Below are 25,226 nucleotides of genomic sequence, written 5' to 3'. Positions count from 1 at the left end.
ACTCATCAGTAATATCTATATATATAAATTGTTATATTGGCACACGATATAAGGGTGTATTCCTGATGCGCTAGCGCTCATCCAGGTCCCTCGTTTGCTTTGTATCATCTACTGGCGTTGGGGGATTCAAGAATGCAATTAACGATGAAGGATAAAATCGGCTACGGGTTGGGTGATACCGCCTGTGGCTTTGTCTGGCAGGCGACGATGTTCCTGCTGGCCTATTTCTATACTGACGTATTTGGTTTGTCAGCAGGTATTATGGGAACGCTGTTTCTGGTCTCCCGGGTGCTTGATGCGGTAACCGACCCGCTAATGGGCCTGCTGGTGGATCGTACCCGCACCCGCTATGGTCAGTTCCGCCCGTTCCTGCTCTGGGGAGCTATCCCGTTCGGTATTGTCTGTATGTTAACGTTCTATACGCCTGATTTTTCGGCAAATGGCAAAATTATATACGCCTGCGTAACCTACATCCTGCTCACTCTGGTCTATACCTTCGTTAACGTACCTTACTGCGCAATGCCTGGGGTGATTACCGCCGATCCGAAAGAGCGCCATGCTCTACAATCCTGGCGTTTTTTCCTCGCGGCGGCGGGATCGCTGGCGATAAGCGGTATTGCTTTACCGTTGGTGGGCATTATTGGCCAGGGGAATGAGCAGACAGGCTATTTTGGCGCCATGTGTGTACTGGGCCTGAGCGGAGTGGTGCTGTTGTTTGTGTGTTTCTGCACCACAAAGGAGCGCTATACCTTTGCGGTCCAGCCGGGGGCTTCGGTGGCGAAGGATCTGAAGCTGCTGCTGGGTAACGGGCAGTGGCGAATCATGTGCGCATTTAAAATGATGGCAACCTGCTCAAATGTAGTACGCGGCGGAGCAACGCTGTACTTCGTGAAGTACGTGATGGATCACCCGGAGCTGGCGACGCAGTTTTTACTCTACGGTAGCCTTGCAACCATGTTTGGCTCGCTATGCTCTTCACGTCTTTTAGGCCGTTTCGATCGTGTTAAGTCGTTCAAATGGATCATCGTGGCTTATTCGCTGATCAGCCTGCTGATTTTTGTGACACCAGCCCAGCATATTGCACTTATTTTTGCTCTCAACATCCTGTTCTTATTCGTGTTCAACACCACCACGCCGCTGCAATGGCTGATGGCTTCTGATGTTGTCGATTATGAAGAGAGCCGCAGTGGGCGTCGTCTGGACGGACTGGTGTTCTCAACCTATCTCTTCAGCCTGAAAATTGGTCTGGCTATCGGCGGAGCGGTCGTTGGCTGGATCCTGGCGTTCGTTAACTATTCCGCCAGTAACAGCGTGCAGCCGGATGAGGTACTGAGCACGATAAAAATTCTTTTCTGCGTTGTGCCTGTGGTTCTCTACGTTGGCATGTTCATCATGTTGTCGCTCTACAAGCTGTCCGATGCGCGAGTGGAGGCGATAAGCCAGCAGCTTATTAAACGCCGGGCCACGCAGAGTGAGGAACTCCCTGCCGCCGCCACAGCTATATCCCATTAACAGGAGGTTACCATGTACACTATCACCAACCCGATTCTGACAGGTTTCAATCCGGACCCTTCGATCTGCCGCCAGGGTGAGGATTATTACATCGCCACCTCAACGTTCGAGTGGTTTCCGGGCGTACGTATCTACCACTCGCGCGATCTAAAAAACTGGACGCTGGTGAGCACTCCTCTCAATCGCGTATCGATGCTGGATATGAAAGGAAATCCAGATTCGGGCGGTATTTGGGCTCCCTGTCTGAGCTATAGCGACGGAATGTTCTGGCTGCTGTATACCGATGTGAAAATCGTTGATTCACCGTGGAAGAATGGCCGTAACTATCTGGTTACGGCACCTTCGATTGAGGGGCCATGGAGTGAGCCTATCTCGATGGGTAACGGCGGCTTTGATCCTTCACTGTTTCACGACCGCGATGGGCGTAAATACTATATCTATCGTCCATGGGGGCCGCGTCATCACAGTAATCCGCACAATACTATTGTGCTGCAAGAGTATTTTCCGGCGACCGGGGAGCTTGCAAAACAGCGCAAAACGTTGTTTACCGGGACCGCGCTGGGTTATACCGAAGGCGCTCACCTCTACTATAAAGACGGTTGGTACTATTTGATGGTGGCGGAAGGGGGCACCAGTTACGAACATGCGGTGGTTATCCTGCGGTCCAGGCAGATTGACGGCCCATATGAACTTCACCCAGAAGTGACGATGATGACCAGCTGGCATACACCGGAAAACCCGCTGCAAAAAAGCGGTCATGGTTCGATGCTGGAAACGCATACCGGCGAATGGTATATGGCCTGGCTGACCAGCCGCCCTTTGCGCTTACCCGGCGTGCCGCTTCTTGCTTCTGGCGGACGTGGATATTGCCCGCTGGGACGCGAAACGGGCATCGCTCGCGTCGGCTGGCGTGACGGCTGGCCGTATGTCGAAGGCGGTAAACACGCGCCATTAACGGTTCCCGGGCCGAAAATGACGGAATGTGCGACCGTGAACAATGGCGACTGGCGCGATGACTTTACGCATGGTGCGCTGGATCCTGAGTGGCAAACCTTACGTATTCCCTTTGACGAGACGTTAGGCTCTCTGAGCGCGCGTCCCGGTTTTTTACGTCTTTATGGGCATGACTCTTTGAATTCAACTTTTACGCAGGCTACGGTTGCTCGCCGCTGGCAGCACTTCACATTCCGCGCCGAAACGCGGATGCAGTTTTCGCCCGTTCACTTTCAGCAGAGCGCAGGGCTGACGTGCTACTACAACAGTAAAAACTGGAGCTATTGCTTTGTGGATTTTGAAGAGGGGAGAGGCAGAACGCTGAAGGTTTTACAGCTCGACCATAATGTTCCTTCTTGGCCGCTGCATGACGATCCCATTGTGGTACCGGAACACGTAGAAAGTATCTGGTTACGGGTCGATGTGGACAAGCTGGTATATCGCTATGCGTATTCTTTTGATGGCAAGCAGTGGCATACGGTACCGGTAACCTATGAGGCGTGGAAACTTTCGGATGATTATGTCGGCGGACGTGGTTTCTTTACCGGCGCCTTTGTGGGCCTGCATTGCGAAGATATCAGCGGTGATGGTTGCTACGCTGATTTCGACTATTTTACCTACCAGCCGACGATAAAGTAGGCATTTAGCCCGGGTAACCCAGCGCGCGCGAAAGCTGGAGCCCGGCTTCCTGAAGCTGCTGGCGAAAACTCGCCAGCTCTTCATCGTTCACCCGCGAGGTCAGCGTAGAGAGGCTTAATGCCGCAATGACGCGCGATTCATGGTTCCAGACAGGGACTGCCACGCAGCGGACGCCCTGTTCATTTTCTTCGTTATCAAACGCGTAACCTTGCTCGCGGGTCAGTGCCAGCGTTTTTCGTAGGGCTTCTGCGGAGGTAATGGTGGCGGGAGTGTAGGCGGTGAAGCAATAATCGATCAGCAGCGTCTCCAGTTCCTCTTTGCTAAGCCATGCCACCAGAACTTTGCCTATTGCCGTTGCGTGGACTGGTAGGCGACGGCCAATACGGGAGTAAGCGATGGCAGCTAGCTTGCCTTCGATTTTTTCAATATAAACACCCTCGCGTCCATCAAGGATGCCGAGGTGAGTGGTCTGGCCGGTGCGTGAAGAGAGCTCAGTCAGCCAGCCTTTCGCTTTCTGGCGAATATCCATGGTACCCACGACAAAGTAACCCCGTTCAACCAGCTTCATGCCAAGCCGGTATTTACCATTTTCAGGGTTTTGATCGATATATCCATGCAGCTGTAGCGTTTTGAGCAGAGAGTGAAGGGTACTTTTACTCAACCCCATTTGTTTGCTGATGTCGGTGATTTTTAGCTCTGTCGTCTGTTCATTGAACAGATTCAGGATCTGTAACGCGCGTTCAACAGATTGAATAATTGGCATGATTTACAACCATCTCCCTGGATTTATGAGGCAACGTACCCGTTTGATCGTTAAAAATCAATCCAGAGCGCGGCACTTTGGCCTGGGGAAGAGTGATTTTGGAAACGGCGTTTTTAACCGGTCGCTTCCAGCAGCAGTAAATCCATCAGCAGGACCAGGTTTGACTCAAAGGAGGTGACGCCTGAGGCCTCCGCAGCAAAATGTACCGCTTCATCATACAGCGCAAAGTGCAGATCGGCGATGCCGGCAAGGGTGTTGGCTGATGCACGGGTAAACGCGACCACCGTCATGCCGATATTTTTTGCTATCCGCGCTTTATCAAGTACCTGTTCTGTTTCGCCGCTGCGCGATACCGCGATAAACACCTGATACCGTGCGGCATTGCTTAAGAAAATATTGCGGCTATCGCCGGGTCCGGAGATAAACGCCGTTTTGCCCAACACCTGAAGCTTCTTTGTCAGATACTCCGCAAAAAGATAAGAAAATCCGGCGCCATAGAGAAAAAAACTCTCCTTTTCGCGCAGCAACGAGCAAAAGCCATCACGTTTGTCCGCGGTGACCCAGTGAAAAGTTTGCTGATAGTTAGCGATAAATTGGTTGAAAAGACCGGGCAAATCCGCGGCGATTTGTGTTTGAGGAGCAATGTGAGGCGTTTCAGAGAGCAACTGCTTGCAGTGCCAGATAAATTCGCTGTAGCCGCTAAAACCCAGTTTCTGACACAAACGCATAATGGTAGCGGTAGAGACGAAAGTGGCCTTTGCCAACTGGCGAACGGTGATATTGCCGATCAGCAGGGGATGTTCAGTAAGGTACGACAACACCCGATATTCCGCGCGGGTCAGGGCGTTACCGCGCGTTAAAAGCGTCGCCAGCCGGTTACTCATTTCACAACCTGAATGGTGGGGATGAAAAGCAAGATCACCTCTGGAGATTAAAGGGTTACCCGAGACCCGGCTTTCGAAATAGCGTTAACTGCCCTTCATAAACGCGGGGGTGACGTTAGCCTGCGCAAAGATTGTCGTTTTTTTTTGCGCTGCCGACAAGCGGCTCAGGACTGAGCCGCGTTAAAAGCCGCTTTTATATCGCTTCACCCTCGCGCCAGGCTTTATGCAGGGCAGGCCAATACTCGCGGTTGGCGTCGATCATCTCGTCAAGGATTGCTTTCGCATGCGCCATTGTCGGGACGGTGCGATTGAGCGTAAAGGCTTGCAGCGCTTTTTCGTAGCTGCCTTCAATTGTCGCTTCCACCAGCAGCTGTTCTGATGCCAACTGCTGCTGAAGTAAGGTTTGATGAAATAGCGGCACCTGGCCCACACGGATAGGTTCCGGACCTTCTGAGGTGATGTAGGCCGGGATCTCAACTACCGCATCGTAGGGCAGGTTGCTTATTGCGCCCCGGTTTTCGACCATCACCAGATGTCGTTGATGCAGGTTGAACGCCAGCGAGCGGGCAACGTCAACAATGAATTCGCCGTGTACTCCGACATGAAACGCATCCGATAGGACACCGGTGCGCTGATACTCTTCGGCGGCGGCAAACAGTTTTTTCTCCCGGCCGTTCATTACTTCATTCGCACGGGTGTAGTCAGGATCCTGATGTTCGACAATCTGGTTTGGCATCAGGTAGTACTGTAAATAGGGGTTTGGCAAATAGTCTGGGAAATTATCCATAATTGGCTGGATATTTCGCCATGTTTTCACCCACGACGGGTCGGAGTGCTGAGGGTCAGTTTTCGCGGCATCTTCAGTTAATAAACCGAATTTAGCGATATGGCGACGTAGCTCCGGCAGTTTATCTTCGCCATCGACCAGAACGCGGGTAAACCAACCAAAATGGTTCAGACCGAAGTAATCGACTTCTAGCTTATGGCGATCGACGCCAAGGATCGCGCCCATATTTCGCATCGCCGCGACCGGCATATCGCAGATGTTGAGCACTCGCGCATTCGGTCGCAGTCGGCGTACGCCTTCGGCTACGATGGCCGCCGGATTGGAGTAGTTAACAATCCAGGCTTTTTCATGCGCATAGCGGGTCACAAAATCAATCAGCTCAACCATCGGCAGGATGGTACGCAAACCATAAGCTAACCCGCCCGGCCCGCAGGTTTCCTGGCCGACAACGCCGTGACGCAGCGGGATTTTTTCATCCTGCTCGCGCATTTTATACTGGCCCACGCGCATTTGAGCGAAGATGAAATGTGCGCCGCTGAAGGCGGCCTCGGGATCGGTTGTCACGCTAAAGCGGATGGTTGCGCTATGGTCTCGTATCACTTTCTCAACAACCGGCGCGATGGTATTTTGCCGCTTTTCATCAATATCATAGAGGCGGATTTCCGCCAGCGGAAACTCGCTCAGCCGCACCATCAGGCTTTTTACGATGCCTGGAGTATAGGTACTGCCGCCTCCGGCAATGGTCAAAATGAACGGGGGTTTAAACATGATTATCTCCTTCAGAGAAACGTCTCAACGGCTTCTCGCATTTTCTTGACGTGCAGTCCGTAGACCACCTGGACGTTATTACCTTGCTTGATGATGCCTTTCGCGCCTGTTGCCTTGAGCGCGGGTTCATCAATGATGTCGACATCTTTCACGGTGACGCGTAAACGGGTGTAGCAGTTATCAACGACGTCAATATTTTGACGCCCGCCAAGACCAGCGATAATTGATTCGCCCAGTCCGTCGTTTTTTCCTTTGGCCTGATACTCTTGTTTGCTATACAGCCGCGTCTCCTGTTGATCATCCTCACGGCCCGGCGTCTTCATATTGAATTGAAGGATCAGGAAGCGGAATACGACAAAATAGAGCGCGAACATAATGAGACCGACGCCGATATACATCGGCCAGTTTGACTTCTCGGTGCCCAGCGGGAGGTTATAAAGAATGAAATCGATAATGCCATTCGCGCCGATCGCATGAACGCCAAACAGCGAAAAGAGCATCATGCCGAGGCCGGTCAGCACGGCATGGGCAACAAACAGCAGCGGGGCAACGAACAGGAAAGAAAACTCAATAGGCTCGGTCACGCCGACCAGCAGGGAGGTCAACGCTGCCGGGATTAGTATTGCTTTTGCTGCGGCTTTACGCTCTGGCTTTGCGGTCAGGTACATCGCCAGCGCGGCGGCAGGCAGGCCGAACATTTTGCTGATGCCGCGAGCATCCCAGACCACCGTGCTGCTGAGCTGTTTGACCTGCGGGCAGGCCATTTCGGCGAAGTAAATATTACGTGCGCCCTGATAAACCGTGCCGCATACCTCCTGCGTTCCGCCCAGTTCGGTATAAAGGAAGGGGGTATAGACCAGATGATGCAGTCCTGTCGGCACCAAAATGCGCTCAAGAAACCCGTAAATCGCTACACCGAAGGGGCCGGAGCCTTTAATCGCCAGGGCCATCGCGCTGATACCGTGCTGAACGAACGGCCACACTTCGCTCATCAGCACGCCAAGCAGCATTGAGACCGGCAGCATGATGATGGCAACGAAGCAGTGGCCAGAGTAGATTGCCATAGCCCCGGAGAACTGTACGGGAGAGTATTTATTGTAGAGATAGCCTGAAAGCGCACCGGTAAGGATCCCGGCGAAGACCCCCATCTCGAGTACCTGAACGCCCAGAACCATGCTCTGACCCGCCGCTTTCATTTGCTCGGGTGCCGCGAGCTTATCCTGTAGCTGAAGCGTGATGTTCATAGCGTTGATAAAGACGATAAATGTCACGAGGCCGATGAGCGCCGCGTAGCCTTTATCGCGCGTGGCCAGGCCAACAGGAATACCCACGGCGAAGATTAGCGCCAGATTCACCAGTACCGATACCGCAGATTTGGCGATTAGCTGGCCGATATTCTGTATGAAAGGATGGCCGAGGAAAGGCAGGTATTCAGCAAGGTTACCGTTACCGAGCACGTTGCCAAAAGCGATAAACAGACCCACTATCGGCAAGATAAGTACCGGTCCATACAGTGATTTTCCAAAGTTTTGTAGGGCGTTCACAGCTCGTTTCATGTTTATCTCTCTTTTAGAACTGCGCACAGGGTGCGTTTCAGGCATAAAATTAGCAGGAGCAGGGGGCGTGAATCTATTTATCTTATTGTTTTAAAAACAAATGACGCGGAAAGTAACATGTAACCTTCCGGGGTGTGAAGGCGGTAACAGTGTCTAAGGTAATGAGTAGCTTAGATTAGTAGAGGCACAAAATTGCGTGAATAACGTGCGTGGGAACAACAAATATTCATTTATAAATCAGTCCGGTGGTGCCGCCAGGCTATTATCGTAAATAGGGTGTTTCTTAAGAAGAAATTCTTTCGGGTGGGCATATGAGCGAGTGTCTATCTTGTAGTGCAATCATTGTGGATGATCATCCCCTGGCGCGCATGGCCATTCGTGGCGTGCTGGAAAAGCAGCGCATTACCATTATCAACGAGTATGAAGACGGGGCTGCGGCCCTAAAGGCGTTGGCAAAAACGGTGGTGGATATCGTCGTTGTGGACGTTGAAATCCCCGGTATTAATGGCGTTGAGCTGGTGGAAAAACTCAGAGCACAGGGTTTTACCGGGATATTAATTGTGGTGTCAGCAAAAAACGATCGTTATTACAGTAAACGCTGCGCTCAGGCGGGGGCGAACGCTTTTATTAGTAAAAGACAGGATATGGATAATATTCTGGCGGCGATTAATGCAGCGCATAATGGTTATAGCTATTTTCCTTTTTTCCTCGAAGAACCGACGGTTGCGCTAACGGATAGCCAACGTCTGGAATCACTCTCGGCGCAGGAAATGAAGGTGATGAGTTATATGCTAAGCGGCTTAGACAATTCGCAGATTGGCGCAGCCATGTTTATTAGCGCTAAAACGGTGAGTACTTATAAAACGCGGCTGATGGAAAAGTTAGGCTGTAAATCGTTGGTCGAACTCCTCTCCTTTGCCCATCAAAATAAGCTGACCTGACGATGAAAGCGTGGCGCGCAATACTCCTTATTATCTGGATAGTTAGCGCTCATGGCGTTCATGCGCAGGGCGAGTCTCCGGTTGAACTGGAGCTGTCTGGCTACAGCTACATCACGCCGGTTCCGGTTTATTTGAGCGAGGATGACAGGCGGTGGCTGCAGCAGAAAAGAGCGCTACGCGTGGGGGTTTATCTACCGGGACAGCCTCCGCTGGTGCAAACCACGCTTACCGGACGCTACCGGGGAATGAATGCGGATTATTTGACGCTAATCCACTACTCGCTGAATATCCGCATTACCGTGCTGGGGTATCAAAATCGCGCCGATGCGATTCGCGCACTTAGGGCGGGTGAAATTGATACGGTGCTGACCGGCCTTGATACCCGGCCCTCTGTGGAAGAGGGGATCCAGCTTTCTGCTTCACTGGTCCATTCCTGGCCGGGGCTGGTGACTTCTCTGGTAAACGTCATGGCCCCCTTACACAGCCCGCAGAGTACGCGCGTGGCGGTTGTTGAAGGTTACCCTGATGCTGATTTTATTCATCAGGCGTTTCCGAATGCCGAGATTGCCAATTACGCCAATTATCAGGAAGCGCTGAGCTCTGTTGCCTACGGGCAAAATGCGTGGTTTATGGGGGACTCGCTGACCACCAGTACCTGGCTGTCGCAGGAGTTCAGCCTGGCGTTGAGTACGGTTAAATTCTGGTCTTCGCCGCAGAAAACGAGCCACTTTTTATTTTTACCAGCGCAGGCGCGTTTGCGGAAGATTATTAACAGCACCATCAGCGCGATAGATGAAAATCTCCACGGGCAAATTGCGCAGTCGACGATTGATAAAGGCAATCTCTCTTTTCTGCTTGAACCGCTCAATCTCACCTCGCGTGAAAAGCAGTGGTTAAAGAGTCACAAGACGCTGCGGGTGATTATTAATCCATGGTTTGCGCCGTATACCATGGCGGATAGTAATCAGGAAATACGTGGGGTGATAGGGGATATTCTTAATCTGATCGGTCTGCAAACGGGAATGCAGTTTGAAACGGTTGTCGTCAAATCGAATGAAGATATGATTTCTGAGATGAAAAAGGGCAACTGGCATATTGTACAGGCTGCAACCTATGATTTGAGCCGCGAAAACGATCTCTCCTTTACCCATCCTTTTATTACCACCCAGTTTGTCATCGTGGTCAGAAAGGAGGATGCACAGGAAACCGCGCTTCAGCCGGGGACCCGGGTGGCAATCAGCGCCGATCACACTCTACTGATGAAAATGAAAACCCGTCATCCGAATATCCACTGGGAGGAAGTCGAGAACTCCAGCGTAGCATTAAATCTTGTTGCAACAGGGAAGGTTGATGCCGCGATTTCCAATCAGCTGACCGCTCGCTACCTTAGCGAGCACTATTATCCTGACCAGCTAGCGTGGCTTCCGCTAGCGGAAGCACAGCCAGCGGCAATCAGTTTTGGTGTTCCTCGTTCTGAGCCTGAATTAAGGCAGATTCTTGATAAAGCGCTTGATGATATTCCGCAGAAAGAAGTTTTGCAGATTGTCAGTAAGTGGATACGCCTGCCGGACGTCCGAATAGATACCTGGGAGCTATATAACCGGCCTTTTTATCTGGTGGCTGCTCTCGCAGCTTTGCTGGTGGTAAGTGCTTTACTCTGGGTGGCCTACCTGGCACTGCAAGTTCGCAGAAGAAAGGCGTCCCAGCGTTTACTCGAGATGGAAAAAAACAAAGCCCAGAAGGCAAATGAAGAGAAGCGTGAATTCCTTTCTTACATGAGCCACGAGATCCGCACGCCGGTAAGTGCGATTGTCGGATTTCTGGAACTTCTGCAGCAGTCTACTACCCACCTCACGCCTGCCGATAAAGCGTCGGTCGAGCATGCCGCGATGGCTTCACGCTCATTGCTAAAACTGATTGGTGAGATTCTTGACCTCGAAAAGATAGAGTCCGGGTTACAAGAGGTGGTTGTGAAGTGGGTGCATACGGATGCCCTGATAAGAGAAAAAATATTGCTCTTTACTGCACTTGCCGCGCAAAAGGGAATAGCGCTGTGCTATGAATCGCATCTGGAACCCAAAGAAGCCATGCAGCTTGATCCTCAGTTGTTGGGACAGGTGCTGACCAACGTGATTGGTAATGCGGTGAAGTTCACCCGTGATGGGCGCGTTCAGGTGTCGGCGAGAAAGCGCGATCGCACGCTGACGATCTCGGTGAGTGACACAGGGCCAGGGATCGGAAGCGAAGAACAAAAGTCCCTGTTTATGCCCTTCAGCCAGGGGAATGTGGGGGAACTTCATCGTGGTTCTGGCCTGGGGCTAGCGATTTCGAGAGCGCTGATGCAGCAAATGGGAGGAACAATTGATCTGCACAGTGAGCTTAATCGGGGGACCCGCGTGGTGCTAAGCCTGCCAGTGCAAACGTCATATGATGCCATTCCTGAATCCGTTGCAACCGAGCCTTCATCGTCGGTCATTGACAGAGCGCTGCGAGTATTAATCGCTGACGATCACCCCTCCAGCCGTCTTCTACTCAAACGCCAGCTCGCCAACCTGGGTATTGCTGCCGATGAAGCCGGAAATGGTGAAGAGGCGTTACGCTATCTCCAGCAGGACCATTACGACCTGGTTATTACCGATCTCAATATGCCGGTGATGGATGGAATCACCTTGACCCGGCAGGTGCGAGGATTTGATAGCAAGCTGCCTATCTGGGGACTGACTGCGACGGCACAGCAGCATGAACGTGAACGCTGTCTTGCGGCGGGAATGACGGGATGTCTTTTTAAACCGATTACGCTTGCGCAAATTTCTCGACTGTTAGCCGAAGTGAGCGAGACGAGCCGGGCTGCGTTTGATGAGAAGCGGCTGGCGGTGCTGGCGCAAGGCAATCGGTCGCTGATGCTCACGGCTCTGCGCGATGCGCAGCGGGAAAATCGACGCGATCTGGAGGCCGCCCGAGTGGCCGCTCGCGAGGAGAACTATCCATCTGTGAAACATCATATTCATCGCCTCAACGGTACTGCCCAGCTTCTGGGGGCTAATGAATTGGTCAATATTGCCCAACGGCTTGAAGATCGGCTGCCCGATGCTATTTCGACGACAGAACTTATCAACGTTTTGGACCAAATAGAAAGTTCGCTTAATAAGCTGGAACAGTCCATCGAATGTTTCCAGTCATAATCTCTTGTCCTACATCTGTAGGCCCTTCCTGACAGAATTATCAGCGTTCGCTGATGTTACCCTGCGGTTAACCAGGTAAAATTAGCCCTGTTCCGACGCAATATATTTCGTTAACTGTTAAGGGAATATTGTCTAAGAAAAATCTAAAATCATGGTTATTACAGGTTCTGGCTATCAAAGACTAATAGATCATTAAGTTGCACCTATGCATTGTACTAGTTTTAAATTCCATGTTTTTATTTATTATTGGTTTTTTGGTTTGGCCATTAGCGCTCTTCATGGATTAATAATCCATGAAAGATGAAAAGATAGTAGAAACGATCGTTTTTAACTTAATAAGTGAAAACCATTACTTTTATGCTGTCATAAAAAAATATTTTCTGTAAATTTTACATCGAAACACGAAAGGGATTACAGACGCTAAATAACAAAGAGGATTATGTCGGAAAGGTAAGCTTTATGGATTTGTCAGACGCCATTTTTTCTGATGATTACTTTTTTATCGTCGGCATCTGTGCGTTGTTAACGCCGGAGTTGATTGATGAAAACTACTATATTATAGACATTGAAACGATAAACCTGTCAGAGGTGCGAAAGCACATATTTCCCGGCAGGAAAGTTATTGCGTTTATTACCAATGATCTTGACTATTATGCATTAATGCATCTGCCGGATTTCATTTTTATTGATAAAAAATGTCGATTGAATGAGATCCCCTCATGTTTACTGGTTAAGAATTCAAGATATAACTATAGAGTGAAATATTCACTTTCTCGTCGTGAGAAAGAAGTGCTCTCTTGTATGCAGAAAGGCCTGGATGCTAAAGAAATTGGTATTGAGCTAGGGATGACGATGAAAACGTTTTATACCCATCGGCGCAGTCTGATATTTAAGCTTCAGCAGAACAATCGCGTTTCGCTGTATCAAAATATTGTGCGCAGCGAATCCTATAAGTTAAGCACTTGCGAATATAACTGAGTGGTATCACTCGTTAAAAAATTATGGAGGTGAAAGCTACAAAGATTTTTTAGGATTACTTATTTATTTTCAAAAATTCAATTAATTATCTGGAACTTATATATGAAAAAGATTGCACTGATTTCTGCACTTATGTCTCTGTCCGTATTTCAGGCTGCAAATGCCGCTGACGGAGTTATCAATTTTACCGGAAACATTACGGGGACAGCCTGCGTGGTTGATACTTCCGCTATTTCTCAACCTGTTGATCTCGGCACTATCTCTACCACGGCATTTACCGGTGGTAATGGTGCTACGGCGGCGGCGAAGCGCTTTAACATTGTGCTGAAATCCTGCCCTGCCAGCGTTTCCAGCGCCAGCATTCGTTTTGATGGTACCACCAGTGCCGCGAATCCTTCTATTCTGGCTCTTAGCAACGGGCAAACTGCATCGAATGTTGGCGTGGCCCTTTATGAGCAGGATAGCACGACGCTTATTCCAGTAGGCTCCACCTCGGCAAGCGTGACTTTGCTGGAAGATGTGAATAATACCCTGACCTACTTCGCTAAATATATGGCGACGGGCGCAGTTGGTGCAGGAACAGCAAATTCCTCTACGTCATTTACAGTAACTTATCAGTAACCGCAGGGCCCTTTGTGGCCCTGATTTAGTCTCTCAGGATCTCTTCATGTTTCGGAAAGTATTAAAAAAAATCGCTGTGAGTTTGTTACTTATCTCAACAAGCGCCATCAGTGGTGTGGAAATTGGTGGCACCCGATTAATTTATAATGGCACTGGTCATCAAGCGGCGATCAGCGTAAGTAACCCAGATAATACACCCTATTTAATTCAGTCATGGGTCAGTAAAAATGAGAACAGTGATGATGGTGATAGCCTTTTTGTCACTACGCCACCGCTATTTAAATTAAATCCACATACGCAGAATTCTGTACGTGTGATGTTAGCCGGTAACGCTGTACCTCAAGACCGCGAAAGCGTGTATTGGTTGAATATTAAATCAATACCTTCTTCGTCGGCGGAGGCGAAGAATGAGTTGTTGATTGCTGTAAAAAGTAAAATGAAAGTTTTTTATCGCCCCGCAGGATTAAAAGGCGACCCTTCATTAGCTTATCAGCAATTAACCTTTTCCGCCGCGGGTGGAAAACTCAGTGTGCATAATCCGACTCCTTATAGCGTGTCGCTTTATGATGTAAAAGTTAATGGTAAAGAATTAGCAAAACCTCCAATGGTTTTACCATTCCAGACGCTATCGCTACCTCAGACAACAGTAGCGAGTGGTGAAGTATCGTGGCGTGCGATAAATGACTTTGGAGGCATTACGGCTCAACATAAATTTAAAATTTAGGTTAATTATTCATGCTCCAGTTTAATGCGATGTCAGGTTGTGCAAAATTAACTCAGTTAGCTGCGCTTATTTTTTTATGCATTTATGTCCCAGCGCTACTGGCTGAGGATTATTTTGCCCCGGATTTTATTGAAACTCGCGGAAATCTTCCTCGTGATGTTGATATCTCCCGTTTTAGCAAAGCCGACGGGCAGATGCCCGGCGTGTATCATGTCGATGTTTATCTCAACGGAAATTACGTCGACTCGCGCGACATCGTATTTGTCAGTCATGAAAGCGATTTAATGCCAGTGCTGACCCGTGCAGATTTTACGCAATGGGGCGTGAAGCCAAATGCGCAGCCCAACTGGATGGCGTTGGATGAATCAGCGACGGTTGAAAATATCAGCAACCTACTGCCCGGTAGTCAGCTTCATTTTCAGTTTAATGGAATGCGGCTTGAGCTCTCTGTTCCCCAGGAGTATCTGAGACGGGATCCTCAGGGTTCGGTATCACCGGCTCAGTGGGACGATGGACTAAATATGCTGTTTTTGAACTATAACGTTTCCGCCGCCAATAACCATGGCGGCACTGAATCGCAAAACGATAGTTATTTAAACCTGCGTAGCGGCATTAATGTCGGACCCTGGCGGCTGCGTAATTATTCAACCTATAACAACAACAACGGAATGAGTCGCTGGAACACCATTGCTACCTCCCTTGAGCGGGATATAAAAACGCTGAAGAGCCAGTTTAGCGCGGGTGATGGTTATACCCAGTCCGGGGTCTTCGACAGCGTAAATTTTCGTGGTGTTCAGCTCTATTCGGATGACTCAATGCTGCCAGAAAGCGTACGCGGGTTTGCTCCCGTGGTGCGCGGTATCGCACAAAGTAACGCCCAGGTAACCATACGTCAGGGTGGCAACATTATCTGGCAGTCGTATGTTCCACCAGGCCCTTTTGTGATTGACGACCTATATCCCACTGCCGCCAGCGGCGATCTTGACGTGGCGGTACGTGAAGCGGATGGCTCGGTACATCAGTTTATCCAGCCCTTTTCCGCGGTACCGGTAATGCAGCGGGAAGGCCAGTTTAAATATGCGCTGGCTGTGGGGCAGTATCGGGCGGCAAATGATCAGGATAAGGAACCAACGTTTTTGCAAACGACTCTGAGCTATGGTTTGCCCTGGGATACCACGGTTTACGGCGGAATGCTGACTTCAGCAGATTATTGGGCTGGCGCATTAGGAATAGGGAAAGGATTTGGCGATCTTGGTTCGCTCTCTTTTGATACCACATTTGCCCATTCGCAATTACCCGAGAAGACCCAGGAGGGGGTTTCGTTACGCGCGCAGTATGCCAAGGATTTTGCGACAACCGGAACCTCTCTGAGTTTGATGGGCTACCGCTACTCCTCATCGGGCTTTCGTGACTTTCAGGAAGCAAACGGCGATGTGAATCCGTTCCGCATGGTAAGTGATGAAACGCGGCTTGATGACAACTGGCGCTATCAACGTAATAAACGCAGTAAAGCTCAGGTCACGCTGAATCAAAGGCTCGGTGACTGGGGTAACGTAAATCTTTCCGCCTGGCAGCAGGATTACTGGGGAGGTGATAGCGAGCGCAGTGTGAATGTGGGATACAACACCAGCGTTAACAATATCAATTATGGCCTGAACTATAGCTATTCGAAGGGGCCATGGCGCAATGACAACGATCATATTGTCGCTTTTACGATGCAGATCCCGCTGTCACGTTTCTTGTCGGACAGTTGGATGACGCTCTCTGCTAGCAGCAATAAGAAAGGTGATAGCGTTTCGCAGATGGGATTATCCGGCTCTGCATTGGAAGATAAAAACCTGAGCTGGAACGTGCAGCAGGGCTATAACAGCAAAGGCTCCGATACGATGGGCAGCGCTTCCGTCAACTATAAAGGGCGCCATGGAGAGTATCAGCTTGGCTACAGCTATTCTCGTGATAGCCGCCAGCTTTCAGCAGGCGCGATGGGCGGGTTGGTGGTGCATCCATACGGTATCGCCGCGACTCAGCCGCTCGGCGAGACCATGGCGCTGGTAAAAGCGGATAACGCCGCTGGAGTAAAAGTGGCAAACAATGGTGGGATTTATACCGACAGTAAAGGTTTTGCCGTGGTGCCATATGTGACGCCCTATCGGCAGAACAGTCTATCGCTGGATACCGCCACGTTGAATAACAACACGGATGTTCTCAATGATACTCGTACGGTAGTGCCCACGAAAGGTGCTTTAGCGCTGGCAGATTACCCCACCGTAACGGGATACAAAATCATGCTACAGCTGTCCAGAAAAGAGATCCCGTTTGGGGCGACGGCCAGCATAAAAAATCGCGATAACCTGACGGATGGCATCGTTGACGAGCGCCAGCGGGTCTGGCTAAACGGCGCACCGGAGAAGGGGACCGTGGAGGTGAACTGGGCGGGTGAAAGCTGCCGCGCAACATATCAGATAACCTCGTTTTCAGACACCACGCATTACGTTACTGCACCATGCCATTAAGCAGGAGAGAAAAAATGAAACCGATTGTCATCACCCTGATTTTTGCTGCTCTGGGGATATTTTCTCAAGCTGCTCTGGCCTGGGATTGCACGACCCCAACGCCTTCAACCACCGTCTCGCCGCAGAATATTACGATATCGCGCGATCTCCCTATTGGTGCAGTTATCGGCACTCAGCTTGTGACGCCAACCATCAATGCGTTCAGCTGTTACAACTCTGCTGATGGCGTAATCTCCAATCAGACCTTAGGCGTGATTGCGAACGGCACATTTGATTCGATGGTGAACGGTCGGCGCGTGTATAAAACCAACGTTGCCGGTATTGGCTATGCCATCTCGGGTTCAACGACAAAATGCGCCGGTGGCAGTGCGGCGGTTACCGGCAGCAATACGATCCGGGGCGATATCAATACCGCTAAACTTTGTGAGAACACCAGCGGAATGATTAGCCCGACGTTAAATGGCACCGTAACGGTGACGTTTTATAAAACGGCAACCGAAACCGGATCCGGCACGATAACCGCGAAATCCGTAGGTGCGCTGGTTTTACTGAATAATTCGCTGCTTTGGCAATCCCCTGAGGCGGAGGTCAATATCAACGCCTTCACGGTGACAACTCCGGCCTGTAAGCTGGCGACGGCAGCGATACCTGTTGATATGAGAGAGGTCGATAAACGCGCCTTCAGCGGCAAAGGTTCTACTCCTGGTGACGCCTATACCCAGTCGTTCAATCTCCCGCTCACCTGCAACGCTGGAACCCGGGTTAGCGTCAAAATGGAGGGGAATATTTTTGATGCAACAAGAGGAGTGATCAATACGACCAGCGGCAATAATGCTGCCACGGGCGTGGGCATTCAGTTGCTTTATAATAATCAGCCGATGGCGCTGGGTTCGGATGTCGGCGTGGGGACTTCCTCGGCAAGCGGTGGATTCAGCGTACCTCTAAAGGCGCGTTATTATCAGACTGGGGATAAGATCACTACCGGTACCGCGAACGGCGTGCTGTCATTTACGATGACTTATCAATAACGAGATTGCCGCTTCATGCATGTCTATGTAAGGTGGATTGCTGGGAGCGATTTCATTAGAAAACTGGCCTGTACCGGTTGTACCGCCTGAACCAATACATGGGCTTTGATATCGGTGACGCCTATATTGCCAATTGCAGGAAAAACATCTCTTTCCAGTGAACGCCAGATATCTTCGGCGTAGTCTTCTGTAACGCTGGTTTTCTTGACGTTCCACCAACGTTCAGCGACAAGTTTGAACGTGTTGGTCTTTGCTTCCAGGTATTCCTTGCCAGTTCTTTCTGGTGTTCCTGAGGATCGATCTCTTTTACCAGTAATGCACGAGATTCAGCTCTGAGTTTACGCGCATCGGAAAGTGAGACAGCAGGGTAGGCGCCGAAGCTTTGCTTGGTTCTCTGCTTTGTTAAGGGGCGATGATAACGGAACTGCCAGAGTTTGCTTCCACTGGATTTGATAAGCAGCGTCAACCCATCACCATCGTATAGCTGGTAATCGGTATCTTTAGGTTTGGCGGTTTTGATTTCCGTATCCGTTAACGGCTTGGTTCGTCGTGCCATGAGTCGTCTCCATGCTTTTAGGGCCAACGAAAACAATAGAGTTTTTCGTTGGACCTATCAATGGGCCTAAAAGGTTCGGATTTAATTAGTTCTCTTCGGACTTCGCGGGACAATTTGAGGGCACAAAAAAGCCCGCAGGGCTTGCGCCGTGCGGGCTCTTAGGACTTCATCGGATGACTCTGGTAATCACCGATGGAGAATTTTGGGCTGGCGTCCTTGTAATTGGTGGGGGAGGTGGTTGAGTTTGTTGGGGATTTTGATTTTTTGCGGGGAAGGGAAGGCGCGAAATGAGTGGCGATGGTGTTGATATGGAAGGAGTTTTTTTAGCGTGTTGATTTTTATGATTATTATTGGGGCCGGGTTTTGCGTGTTTCGATAGAGGATATTGACTTCTAGCGCATAATATAGTCGGCTAACTTTCCTTAGAATGCTTTGCGCCTTGATGCAGATAGGCGAATGTTAAGATACGTCAGATATCTCAAGCTCATGACCCGCTTCGATGGGCTACTTGCACATTGATCGCCCCGGTTTTCCACTGTCACGGCAAAATGCTCTTTTGCAGATTAGTGCTGAATTATTGCCTGGATTATGCACTGTTTATTAATCCTTTTAATCAGATTACGTAGTTAAAGAAGAGTTCTGCCGACATGACTTCTTTCAATACCACAGTTGTAAACTGTCCTGTTGTAGGGGAGGCGCAGTTGTGCTAACACAAAAGCTTTGTACTTGGGGGCTTTCTTCATCTTCCGCCTTCTATGGAGTAGTTTTTCAGAAAGTGCCATATACCTAGCTAGCTCGTTCCTACAACTGTTTTGATGGAAGCCAATTTGTCAAATAAATTGGGTTATAACCTGCTGGTTCTCGATGTATGCTTAGAATTGTTATAAACACAGACTGACCTAAACTATCTTGATGTTGCATAAATACAAATAACGTCACTAAGAATTAGGTCCGACTTTGACATCGATAATTTAAAAATATAAAAGGCATTTAGGGATGAAAATCGAGACTATAAGACTACATAATTTTCGTTGCTTTGGGCGTGAAGTGGTCGAGCTCAATTTCGAAGAAGGGCTGACAACGTTTATTGGCGGGAATGGTTCCGGAAAGACAGCAGTGCTGCAGGCTGTGTCCCGTTTGTTTGGTACATCGCCAGTTCAGCGGTCGGTACAACGTCGGGATTTTCACATACCTCTTGACCAGCATGAGGTACAGTCTGGGGAAAGCCTGTTTGTTGAAGCAATACTTGCCTTCCCTGAGCTGGCCGCTCGAGACGGCTCTTCTCTTGATGCAGTTCCGGAATTTTTCAATCAAATGGCTGCATCCGGTGAGGGGGAGCCTCTTAAAGCTCGGATACGACTACAAGCAACATGGATGGATGACGGTACCCCAGAAGGTACAATTGAAGAGGATATACGCTGGATAAGAGCTTTGGATGATAATTTTGAATGGGATAACTGTTCTAAGGTCCAAGCGGTAGAGCGCTCTTCCATTCAGTTTATTTACTTACCGGCAAACCGTGATGCGACGACGCAGGTGACATCTCTTCTTAAAGGGCGGTTATGGCAGGCTGCTAAATGGTCGACAGCATTCAGGGATACGAGTTCTGAGAATGCCGGTCAGATCCAGAGTCGTTTCGAGCAGGAAGAGCCATCAAGGTTTCTACTGGAGCGTCTTTCGAACCGGTGGAAACAGGTCCATGAGGCTGATACAGATAGTAACCCGCGTTTAAGGCTTATCGAAAACCGTTTTGAGGAGCTTGTTCGTAAAGCCGAGTTTACTTTTACGCCTGATCAAGGAGCTCAGGAGCGTCGATTATATGAACTGAGTGATGGGCAGCGCTCTCTCTTTCATATTGCCCTTACAGCAGCAACGCTCGAGACCGAGTGGGAAGCTTTTGCATTACCTGCCGATGAGAGCTTGTTTGAACAGGATAAGTTACGTCGTGTTCACCTTACCATCCTCGCCATCGAAGAGCCTGAAAACAGCCTGTCACCGTTCTTTTTGTCTCGTATCATCAGGCAAGCGAGAGAGATAGGAGAATTACCCTCTGCTCAGGTCCTGATATCCAGCCATTCACCGGCGATCCTGAGTCGAATAGAACCGGAGGAAGTGAGATATTTTCGTATGGATCGGCGTGTCCGGCATTCATCGATCCGCGAACTGACATTGCCAGAAGATGATGTTGAGGCAAGCGTTTATATCAGGTTGGCCGTCAAAGCTTATCCCGAGCTTTACTTTGCGCGATTTGTTATCTTGGGGGAGGGGGATTCAGAGCGTGTTGTCATTCCTAAAATCGCTGAAGAAATGGGAGTTTCCCTTGATCCGTCATTCGTTCCCGTCGTCCCTCTCGGCGGGCGGTTTGTAGCACATTTCTGGCGGCTGCTTAACGATCTTGATATCCCCCATGCCACATTGCTCGATCTAGATCTGGGGCGCAGGCATGGTGGAGCAAGTGCTATGAGAAGTTGCCTTCAAAATCTAGCCGATATAGGGAATAACTTTCAGAATAACACTCAATATCTGCGCGGTGGTGTCGACCCTGATGAAGCTGATCAGCTTACCGACCAGCAGCTTCTAAGTGGAAACGTACGAAATAGTTGGCTTCAGGCGTTCCAGGAGGAAGGTGTTTTCTTTTCTTATCCTATTGACCTCGATTTTTCCATGTTGCTTTCATTTCCAACTGCTTATCAGGTTCCCAATCCAGGTGGCCGTGGACCTCAGAGTAGTGCCGATGCTATTCAGGCCAAAAAGGTCAGCACACTGAAAACAGGTGGTAATCCTGCCTTGTATTCTGCGCAATATGATGATGCTTTTAAATGGTATCCCTACCTGTTCTTAAGTCGTAGCAAGCCTGAAACCCACTTGGCGGCGTTTTCCCGTATCCCTGATGGCGAGGTATCTGCGTCTGCTCCTGCCGAGCTTAGGGCACTCATTGAGTACGTTACGCATAAGCTAGATCTGTTGGGGGAGAATGAATGAGCCGTATAAACAGTGAAGATTGGGTACCTCAGGGGGTTGATGGCCTTGAAAGCCGAGCGTGGGAAGCTTTACGTGAAATTGATAGTAGTGTACTCGTGACCGCTGGTGCTGGCGCCGGAAAAACAGAGTTTTTGGCACAAAAGGCGACCTATCTTCTTCAAACTGGGATTTGCCCGCCTTCTAAACGTATTCTGGCCATTAGCTTTAAAAAGGATGCCGCTCGAAATCTTGCTGAAAGGGTTGCAAAACGATGTCCGAGAGAGCAGGCGCGGCGCTTTGATTCAATGACTTTCGATGCATTTACCAAGGGACTTTTGGATCGATTCCGTCCTGCTATACCGGAGCCGTTCAATGCTCGCGGTACATATCAGATCGTTACGCCGTATCGTAGAGATTATGTCGATTTTATTGAGCGTCATGGCTATCACGGTGTGAGTGCCCAGCAAATTGAGAGAAGCATACCTCTGACAGATCTGCCAGTTGATCAATCAAATGGTTCTGAGTTATGTCGTGCACTAGCAGATTACTGGAATGACCAATTTTTCGGGGGGGATGAGATTGCTCTGTCTTTCCCCATGATAAACAGGCTTGTAAAATTTCTATTGCAGGAAAATGCTTATATCCGTCGTGCCTTACAGGCAACATATCCAATTGTTTTTCTCGATGAGTATCAGGATACTACCTTTGCCCAATACGACATGCTGCTAACGGCATTCGATGGTAGCGATGCTGCTTTCACAGCTGTAGGTGATGATAAGCAGCGTATAATGGGATGGGCGGGGGCTATGGATGATGCTTTCGGACAATTTGAAAACGACTTCCATGCTAGGCGCATATCTTTGCTTTCAAACTGGCGATCGCATGAGGATCTGGTTCGTATTCAGCATGAGATAGCGCGTCGTATAGACGGCGATGTGGAAGTGGTACAGGCACAAGGGACTCGTGAAATCGAAGGTGATGTTTCTGCTATCTGGCAATTTCAGAACACAGATGACGAGAACAATTATCTGGCTGACTGGGTGAATGGTGAGGTGCGGTCAGGTCGTGTCAAGCCACATGATGTTGCGATTCTGATCAGGATGCGGGCTGATCAGGTGGAGGCGGAGATAGCACCTGCTTTTGCGGCACGAGGTCTCCGGATTAGAAATGCAGCTAGGTCAGTTGGTGAAATTCAGATACAGGATCTGCTAGGAGAAGAACTGACTGGTATTTTCATTCCTTTGCTTCGCTTGGGAGCTACGGACCGAAGTCCGCAAAATTGGGAGTTGGCTCAGCAAAATACTTTGTTTTTAGAGGCTGCCGATCCGGATAATGTTCTCACTCAGGAGCGGTTGCTGGTGAAGCTTGAAGCATTTGTACGCAAATTAAGGTTAGAATTAGCGTATCGGCCACCTGATTCGGATTCGGCGGAAGCAATTGCTGAGTTGCTTCTTGAATTTGTTAGTCTCCCTGCGTTAAGGCAAACTTTTCCCTCTTACCAGCGTGAAAGAGACTTTGCGAGAGTCTGGAGTGGTTTTATCACACTCCTGCAAGAATGTGCTGAACATAGCAGTAGCTGGATCGAGACTTTGGATGAGTTTGAAGGCATTGGTCAAGTCGCTCTGATGACCGTACATAAAAGCAAGGGGCTTGAGTTCCATACCATGATTTTTTATGGGCTCGATAATCAGACTTGGTGGAGTCTTACTCCCCAACGTAGTGAAGAGCTAAATACATTTTTTGTTGCCTTTACCCGAGCAAAACAGCGTGCATTCTTCTCCCAATGCGTTGAAAGGGGGAATGCTATTGGTTGGATACAGCAATTACTGGCCCCGGTGGGGGTTGATACCGTAGATGGCACGACCATACTCAGTGCCACCTAAGCTTAGTAAAAGGAATGCTCTCTTAGTCCATATAGTTGAATGTTCATATGTTAAAAAAGATCACTTGTGAAAATAGCTCCCGCAGTAGCCTCTTTATCAAAACGGCATTGCAGTGATGGGAACAGGTAACTGAAAGGGAGCCTTGGATTAATACCTCAATAAGCGCTGAGGGAATTGCCAGCACAAATGTATAAATGCCGCACTTCCCTCCCTTACCTTTAAAGGCCCTTTAGCGAGCTTTTGCGGGCGTGCATTATTCGAGCCAAAGTTGGCTAAAATCCGGCCATCCCAGCGTATTTAAATCGCGCCAGGTAAATGACTTCTCGGTCGCAAATTCCATCCAGTGATGCAGCAAAGGAATGACATATCGCTGGTGGGTCATCTCATGGAAAAAGGCGGCAATGGTGGCGAACGCCTTTTCATCGTCACTGTTCAGAATGGTCGGTAGCAGGGCGTTCAGGTTGCGTCGCTGGGCTTCAGGCAAGCGCGTAAACAACGCGGTGGTCGCCAGCCATTCCAGAAACGCCGGAACCGAAAGGGTATCGAGCATAAAGTTGCTGAGCCAGATATCCGCAGGAGGGCGCGGCTGGCTGTTAAAGTTGTCAAATGCGTCGATCCGTATTTCGGCGCGAATATGCCAGCGCTCAAGCTGGCGGCGAATCGCTCCGGCAAGCTCCACCAGTTCCGGCTGCTGAAAGGTGCTGATGATAACCGGCTGACGCAGGTTAAACGGCGCGGTGACCCCGCCAAAATCCACCGGGCGGTGGTTCCATTGCGGCAGCATACCCTGAGCAACGGAGAGGATGCGTGCGTATTCGTCGGGAAGCTGCGTCTGACTAAGGAGTTCGACAGGCTGCAGCAGGTAATTGATAAACCGTCTTCCGGCCTCATCCGCAAAGGCTCCGTCACTGTCCAGCAGCACAAAGCAGCACCCCTGCTCCAGACTACGCTCGTTGAGCGGGCGGTCATCCTGCGCCTCCTCACCCCGCAGCAGGGGAATAAAGCTCATGCTGATATGCTCCGGAGCCCAGGTGAAAATGGTGATCTCATCCAGTCCGGGGCGCGCCTGATGCCAGTGTTGATTGCGCCGCAAAACCATAAAGTTGTCGCTGTGCTCCTGCAGGTGGAAAGCGCCGGTACAGCGGATGTGTCCGTGCTGGTAATCGAACAGCATCGTCGGCTGGGTGGCGAGCAGGCAGTCGAGACGCTTGACCGGATGATGCGTTTCAATCACCAGATGCCAGGGGGCGTCAGCGGTGATGGTTTTGATTGGGCTGAAAAGCGGGGCGAATTGCGGGCTCTGGCTGGCGGCAAGCAGGCAGCGCTGAACGGCGCAGGCATCCAGTTCGCTGCCATCGGCAAAGCGGGCGGTAGATTTCAGCCAGAACTCCCAGCGGGTAAAGTCCTCGTTGTGGGTCCAGTAGTGGGCAATATCGGGGACGATCCTGCCCTGAACGGCGTCATAGCGCGTCAGCCCGCTCAGACACTGGCGCAAGAGGTGGCGTTCGGTCCGCCGCAGGGGGACGAGCGGGTTAAGCGGATCCAGATTGCGATAGTAGGGGATGCGCACCCGCGTTTCGCTGCTTTTATCCTGTACCCCAAAGCGCCACAGGCTCAGGCGATCCAGCAGATACTTGTCGTTGCCAATAAACCGCAGCACGTTGCCGTAATCCTGCTTCTCCAGCAGCTTATTGACGTTCTGGCTGAACAGTTTTTCCGGCGAGGTTAACAGATGGAGCCGTGAGCGCTTGCCGCGTCCGCGCTGGGGCTGCCAGTCGAGCCATTTTTCCTGATGCATTTTTTTCAGCGCAATACGGCAGTTACGCACTGAACAGCCGAAGATGGCGGCGATCTCCTGCATCTGTAATTCGTGCGTCTGGCCTGCGCCGTAGCGGGCGTGCAGCCTGCGAAAATGTGCCTCGAAGATACTCATATGA

The 25,226-nt window shown here is 50.1% G+C and carries 16 protein-coding genes and 1 pseudogene; 11 read left to right on the top strand and 6 right to left on the bottom strand.

The genetic code is table 11. The annotated features are described in order from the left end of the window. Window positions 1-132: 132 nt before the first annotated feature. Both IYV58_RS20990 and IYV58_RS20985 read left to right on the top strand, forming a co-directional pair. Window positions 133-1,512, top strand: a complete 1,380-nt coding sequence (locus IYV58_RS20990) for an MFS transporter (protein ID WP_004123857.1) — start codon at window positions 133-135, stop codon at window positions 1,510-1,512. Window positions 1,513-1,524: 12 nt separating this feature from the next. Continuing rightward, a complete protein-coding gene (locus IYV58_RS20985) occupies window positions 1,525-3,144 on the top strand; it encodes a glycoside hydrolase family 43 protein (RefSeq protein WP_004123853.1) in 1,620 nt (539 codons plus the stop codon). 4 nt (window positions 3,145-3,148) lie between these two features. Here the strand turns inward: IYV58_RS20985 and IYV58_RS20980 are convergent, their stop codons facing one another. The 4 genes from IYV58_RS20980 to IYV58_RS20965 form a co-directional block, all read right to left on the bottom strand. Beyond that, window positions 3,149-3,907: an IclR family transcriptional regulator gene (locus IYV58_RS20980; RefSeq protein WP_004123850.1), complete on the bottom strand. Its 759-nt coding sequence runs from the start codon at window positions 3,905-3,907 to the stop codon at window positions 3,149-3,151. Between the two features lie 113 nt (window positions 3,908-4,020). Continuing rightward, window positions 4,021-4,791 (bottom strand): MurR/RpiR family transcriptional regulator, encoded by a 771-nt coding sequence (locus tag IYV58_RS20975; RefSeq protein ID WP_004123848.1) that lies wholly within the window; start codon window positions 4,789-4,791, stop codon window positions 4,021-4,023. A gap of 193 nt (window positions 4,792-4,984) precedes the next feature. Then, complete coding sequence (locus tag IYV58_RS20970; RefSeq protein WP_004123845.1) at window positions 4,985-6,346, bottom strand: 6-phospho-alpha-glucosidase; 1,362 nt, start codon at window positions 6,344-6,346, stop codon at window positions 4,985-4,987. Between the two features lie 11 nt (window positions 6,347-6,357). Continuing rightward, window positions 6,358-7,902 carry a PTS transporter subunit EIIC gene (locus IYV58_RS20965; protein WP_004123842.1) on the bottom strand — a complete coding sequence of 515 codons (1,545 nt, stop codon included), beginning with the start codon at window positions 7,900-7,902 and terminating at the stop codon, window positions 6,358-6,360. A 311-nt stretch (window positions 7,903-8,213) separates the two neighbouring features. Here IYV58_RS20965 and evgA point away from each other — a divergent pair, with 311 nt between their 5' ends. The 7 genes from evgA (at window position 8,214) to IYV58_RS20930 (ending at window position 17,889) form a co-directional block, all read left to right on the top strand. Beyond that, a complete protein-coding gene (gene evgA, locus IYV58_RS20960; RefSeq protein ID WP_004123841.1) occupies window positions 8,214-8,843 on the top strand; it encodes an acid-sensing system DNA-binding response regulator EvgA in 630 nt (209 codons plus the stop codon). Window positions 8,844-8,845: 2 nt separating this feature from the next. Beyond that, window positions 8,846-12,025 carry a response regulator gene (locus tag IYV58_RS20955; RefSeq protein WP_004123838.1) on the top strand — a complete coding sequence of 1,060 codons (3,180 nt, stop codon included), beginning with the start codon at window positions 8,846-8,848 and terminating at the stop codon, window positions 12,023-12,025. Window positions 12,026-12,484: 459 nt separating this feature from the next. After that, entirely contained in the window at window positions 12,485-13,003 is a 519-nt protein-coding gene (locus IYV58_RS20950; RefSeq protein WP_004123835.1) for a helix-turn-helix transcriptional regulator, read from the top strand. Between the two features lie 102 nt (window positions 13,004-13,105). Next, the gene (locus IYV58_RS20945; RefSeq protein ID WP_004123832.1) at window positions 13,106-13,624 is read left to right on the top strand and encodes a fimbrial protein; all 519 of its coding nucleotides are present in this window, start codon (window positions 13,106-13,108) and stop codon (window positions 13,622-13,624) included. A gap of 46 nt (window positions 13,625-13,670) precedes the next feature. Further along, a complete protein-coding gene (locus tag IYV58_RS20940; RefSeq protein WP_004123828.1) occupies window positions 13,671-14,348 on the top strand; it encodes a fimbrial biogenesis chaperone in 678 nt (225 codons plus the stop codon). 11 nt (window positions 14,349-14,359) lie between these two features. Further along, window positions 14,360-16,861, top strand: coding sequence for a fimbria/pilus outer membrane usher protein (locus IYV58_RS20935; RefSeq protein ID WP_004123826.1), 2,502 nt, complete (start codon window positions 14,360-14,362; stop codon window positions 16,859-16,861). A gap of 14 nt (window positions 16,862-16,875) precedes the next feature. Then, complete coding sequence (locus IYV58_RS20930; protein WP_004123822.1) at window positions 16,876-17,889, top strand: fimbrial protein; 1,014 nt, start codon at window positions 16,876-16,878, stop codon at window positions 17,887-17,889. A gap of 65 nt (window positions 17,890-17,954) precedes the next feature. On the opposite strand, the pseudogene IYV58_RS20925 reads toward IYV58_RS20930, so the two are convergent. Beyond that, window positions 17,955-18,445: pseudogene (locus IYV58_RS20925) on the bottom strand (integrase arm-type DNA-binding domain-containing protein); the annotation flags it as partial. Window positions 18,446-19,441: 996 nt separating this feature from the next. On the opposite strand from IYV58_RS20925, the gene IYV58_RS20920 reads away from it, so the two are divergent. After that, window positions 19,442-21,427, top strand: a complete 1,986-nt coding sequence (locus IYV58_RS20920; RefSeq protein WP_195729238.1) for an ATP-dependent nuclease — start codon at window positions 19,442-19,444, stop codon at window positions 21,425-21,427. After that, the gene (locus IYV58_RS20915; protein WP_195729237.1) at window positions 21,424-23,289 is read left to right on the top strand and encodes a UvrD-helicase domain-containing protein; all 1,866 of its coding nucleotides are present in this window, start codon (window positions 21,424-21,426) and stop codon (window positions 23,287-23,289) included. Before IYV58_RS20920 ends, IYV58_RS20915 begins: the two co-directional genes overlap by 4 nt. 253 nt (window positions 23,290-23,542) lie before the next feature. Here IYV58_RS20915 and IYV58_RS20910 read toward each other — a convergent pair whose 3' ends face one another. Next, a complete protein-coding gene (locus IYV58_RS20910) occupies window positions 23,543-25,222 on the bottom strand; it encodes an SgrR family transcriptional regulator (RefSeq protein WP_195729236.1) in 1,680 nt (559 codons plus the stop codon). Between the last annotated feature and the right edge of the window lie 4 nt (window positions 25,223-25,226).

The sequence above is a fragment of the Klebsiella sp. BDA134-6 genome (genome assembly GCF_015601345.1).
GTDB classification, from domain to species: Bacteria; Pseudomonadota; Gammaproteobacteria; order Enterobacterales; family Enterobacteriaceae; genus Klebsiella; species Klebsiella grimontii.
Note: the sequence above shows the minus strand (reverse complement) of the source record. Positions and strands in the feature narration are given on the sequence as shown.

Coding starts and splice junctions, on each gene's coding strand:
- IYV58_RS20975 (WP_004123848.1), bottom strand. CDS start 4,791: ATGAGTAACCGGCTGGCGACGCTTTTAACGCGCGGTAACGCCCTGACC.
- IYV58_RS20970 (WP_004123845.1), bottom strand. CDS start 6,346: ATGTTTAAACCCCCGTTCATTTTGACCATTGCCGGAGGCGGCAGTACC.
- IYV58_RS20920 (WP_195729238.1), top strand. CDS start 19,442: ATGAAAATCGAGACTATAAGACTACATAATTTTCGTTGCTTTGGGCGT.
- IYV58_RS20985 (WP_004123853.1), top strand. CDS start 1,525: ATGTACACTATCACCAACCCGATTCTGACAGGTTTCAATCCGGACCCT.
- IYV58_RS20965 (WP_004123842.1), bottom strand. CDS start 7,902: ATGAAACGAGCTGTGAACGCCCTACAAAACTTTGGAAAATCACTGTAT.
- IYV58_RS20910 (WP_195729236.1), bottom strand. CDS start 25,222: ATGAGTATCTTCGAGGCACATTTTCGCAGGCTGCACGCCCGCTACGGC.
- IYV58_RS20945 (WP_004123832.1), top strand. CDS start 13,106: ATGAAAAAGATTGCACTGATTTCTGCACTTATGTCTCTGTCCGTATTT.
- IYV58_RS20935 (WP_004123826.1), top strand. CDS start 14,360: ATGCTCCAGTTTAATGCGATGTCAGGTTGTGCAAAATTAACTCAGTTA.
- IYV58_RS20955 (WP_004123838.1), top strand. CDS start 8,846: ATGAAAGCGTGGCGCGCAATACTCCTTATTATCTGGATAGTTAGCGCT.
- IYV58_RS20950 (WP_004123835.1), top strand. CDS start 12,485: ATGGATTTGTCAGACGCCATTTTTTCTGATGATTACTTTTTTATCGTC.
- IYV58_RS20930 (WP_004123822.1), top strand. CDS start 16,876: ATGAAACCGATTGTCATCACCCTGATTTTTGCTGCTCTGGGGATATTT.
- evgA (WP_004123841.1), top strand. CDS start 8,214: ATGAGCGAGTGTCTATCTTGTAGTGCAATCATTGTGGATGATCATCCC.
- IYV58_RS20990 (WP_004123857.1), top strand. CDS start 133: ATGCAATTAACGATGAAGGATAAAATCGGCTACGGGTTGGGTGATACC.
- IYV58_RS20915 (WP_195729237.1), top strand. CDS start 21,424: ATGAGCCGTATAAACAGTGAAGATTGGGTACCTCAGGGGGTTGATGGC.
- IYV58_RS20940 (WP_004123828.1), top strand. CDS start 13,671: ATGTTTCGGAAAGTATTAAAAAAAATCGCTGTGAGTTTGTTACTTATC.
- IYV58_RS20980 (WP_004123850.1), bottom strand. CDS start 3,907: ATGCCAATTATTCAATCTGTTGAACGCGCGTTACAGATCCTGAATCTG.